This is a genomic window from Candidatus Palauibacter australiensis, from assembly GCA_026705295.1.
Taxonomy (GTDB): Bacteria; Gemmatimonadota; Gemmatimonadetes; order Palauibacterales; family Palauibacteraceae; genus Palauibacter; species Palauibacter australiensis.
The window spans coordinates 1-2,472 of record JAPPBA010000012.1; the positions used below are offsets into that span (position 1 = coordinate 1).

5 protein-coding genes are annotated in these 2,472 nt (G+C 69.0%); all 5 read right to left on the reverse strand.

Features of this window, described 5'->3' with window-relative positions; all coding sequences use genetic code 11:
• On the reverse strand, window positions 1–553 hold a 553-nt coding region (gene dcd, locus OXN85_00630; GenBank protein MCY3598464.1), incomplete at its 3' end, for a dCTP deaminase.
• Between the two features lie 37 nt (window positions 554–590).
• A complete protein-coding gene (locus tag OXN85_00635; GenBank protein ID MCY3598465.1) occupies window positions 591–980 on the reverse strand; it encodes a helix-turn-helix domain-containing protein in 390 nt (129 codons plus the stop codon).
• 91 nt (window positions 981–1,071) lie between these two features.
• Entirely contained in the window at window positions 1,072–1,461 is a 390-nt protein-coding gene (locus tag OXN85_00640) for a DUF423 domain-containing protein (GenBank protein MCY3598466.1), read from the reverse strand.
• A 10-nt stretch (window positions 1,462–1,471) separates the two neighbouring features.
• The gene (locus tag OXN85_00645) at window positions 1,472–1,717 is read right to left on the reverse strand and encodes a hypothetical protein (GenBank protein MCY3598467.1); all 246 of its coding nucleotides are present in this window, start codon (window positions 1,715–1,717) and stop codon (window positions 1,472–1,474) included.
• A partial coding sequence (locus tag OXN85_00650) for a radical SAM protein (protein ID MCY3598468.1) occupies window positions 1,714–2,472 on the reverse strand: 759 nt, incomplete at its 5' end. The genes OXN85_00645 and OXN85_00650, both read right to left, overlap by 4 nt.

Sequence of the window (2,472 nt, forward strand, 5' to 3'; positions counted from 1 at the left end):
AGAGCTTCGGCGGGGTGACTCCGGTCTGGCCCTGGTACTTGCCGGCCTTGTCCGCGTAGCTGACCTCGCAGACCTCGTCCGACTCGAAGAAGAGGACCTGCGCGATTCCCTCGTTCGCGTACACGCGCGCCGGGAGCGGCGTCGTGTTGGAGATCTCCAGCGTCACGTGCCCTTCCCACTCCGGCTCGAAGGGCGTGACGTTCACGATGAGGCCGCAGCGCGCGTAGGTGCTCTTCCCGACGCATATGGTGAGGATGTTGCGCGGAATCCGGAAGTACTCGATCGAGCGCGCGAGGGCGAAGGAGTTCGGGGGGATGATGCAGACCTCGCCCGAGTACTCGAGGAAGGAGCGCTCGTCGAACTGCTTGGGGTCGACGACCGGGAAGAGGGCGTTGTGGAAGATCCGGAATTCGTCGGCGACCCGCATGTCGTAGCCGTAGCTGCTGACGCCGTAGGAGATGACGCCGTCGCGCACCTGGCGGTCGGCGAAGGGTTCGATCATCCCGTGCCCGCGCGCCATGCGCCGAATCCAGCCGTCACTCTTGATCGCCATCGGACCTCTCGGTGGGGCGTTATTCCACCCCGTCAACCTACACGGGCGTCAAGGGCGCAGCCGCGTCGCGGGTCAACGAGACGTCGAGCCTCACCTGGTCGTAGGGAACCCGCGGCACGAGCCTGCCGCGTGCGCCCGGCTGCAATTCCACGAGGCCGTACTGTGACATCGTCTTCAGAGTTCGCGAAAGGTTCGACTTGCTGCGCCCGGCCAGCTCCGCGAGCTCCGTGAGCGACCGCGGCCGCTCACGGGCAATCAGTTCCAGAAGCTGCCGGTTATGCTCGGACAGCAGCTTCGCGAAGCTGTCGATCGAGGTGAACCAAACCCTGGGCTCACCCTTCGCGGGCGTGTGCTCGCCACGCGCGATCGCCATGGTGCGAGCCTTCATCTGGTCGTAGCCCGCGATCCCGATCTTCAATGTCCTCATGAGCGTGTCGAGCCCCGGATCTCGGTCAGGTGTCGTCATCAGCAAGGTTATCACATGCTGATAACCCCGGCAAGGCGGATGAGCTGGTGCGTCAGGTTTGGGTGTGGGCGATCCAGGCGGCCCAGATCCAGGCGGCGATGAGGGCGGCGCCGCCGACCGGCGTGATCGCGCCCAGCCAGCCGATGCCGGACAGGGCAAGGGCGTAGAGAGTGCCGCTGAACACCGCGACGCCGCACAGCATGAGGAGCCCGGGACAGTGCCACGCCGCATCGGGCCAGCGGGCCGCCGCGAGGCCGAGCAGGATGAGCCCGAGGGCGTGCAGCATGTGGTAGCGGGCCGCCGTGTCGAAGATCGCGAGGGCCTCCGCCGAGAGGCGGCCTTCGAGCGAGTGGGCGCCGAACGCGCCGGCGGCGACTCCGAGGCCCGCGAGCAGGCACCCGGCCGCGAGCAGCCCGCGGTGCGGCGAACGGGTGCCGGTCAAGCGCGGCCGATCAGTCGAACATCGGGGCGGCGCCCGCGCCCGCCCTCCGCGCCGCCTCTCCGGCGATCGTCTCCATGACCCGGTCCCAGCGCTCCGGACTGATCTCGGCCAGCGTGGCTTCGAGGAGGGCCGCCAGTTCGGCCCCTTCCTCGCGCCGCATGGGGGAATCGCCGTCCTCGCGTTGGAGCCGCCTGCGCAGGTCGGTCGCCCGTTCGAGCAGATCGCGGTGCCGGAGTCGTTCCTCGTAGTTCGTCATCCGCCGACCTGGCTCAGCGCCGCGAGCCCGCCGCTTCCGGCCGCCGTGCCCAACTCCAGGTAGTGGCGCTTCGGCTTCCCGGCGAGCGCCTCCGCCACCGCGCCCTCGATGCGGCCCGTCTCGCGCAGCGGGCCCTTCAGGTCGACCTCGTGGTCGCCGAACAGGCACGTCCGCAGCTTTCCGTCGGCGGTCAGCCGCATGCGGTTGCAGCGTTCGCAGTAGTTGTGGGAGAGCGGCGTGATGGCGCCCACCGTCCCGGCACCGCCCGGGAAGCGGTAGTACACGGCGGGCCCGTTCCCCCGCGGTCCCGGGTCCGGCAGCAGATCCTCGATCGCGTGGATCCTTCCGAGCACTTCGTCCGTCGAGATGAAACGGTCGGTGAGGTGCAGGTTCTCGCCCACCGGCATCAGTTCGATGAAGCGCACGTGCCACGGCCGATGCCGGGTGATCTCGGCGAAGTCGACGACCTCATGGTCGTTGAGGCCCCGCATGATGACGCAGTTGATCTTGATCGGCGCGAACCCGGCCTCCTCAGCGGCCCGCAGGCCTTCCATCGTCTCGTCGAAGCGCCGCGCCGGGCGCCGGGCGATCTCCTCGAACCGGTCCCGGTCGAGGGTGTCGAGGCTGACGTTCACGCGCGCGACCCCCGCTTCCCGCAGGGCCGCCGCGAAGCGCGGCAGGAGGATGGCGTTCGTGGAAAGCGAGATGTCGTCGATGCCGGGGACCGCGGCGATCATGCGCACGAGGTCCGGCAG

Bases quoted from the DNA above. Each gene is read 5' to 3' on its own strand.
- OXN85_00635 (MCY3598465.1), bottom strand. From the start codon at position 980: ATGAGGACATTGAAGATCGGGATCGCGGGCTACGACCAGATGAAGGCT.
- OXN85_00645 (MCY3598467.1), bottom strand. From the start codon at position 1,717: ATGACGAACTACGAGGAACGACTCCGGCACCGCGATCTGCTCGAACGG.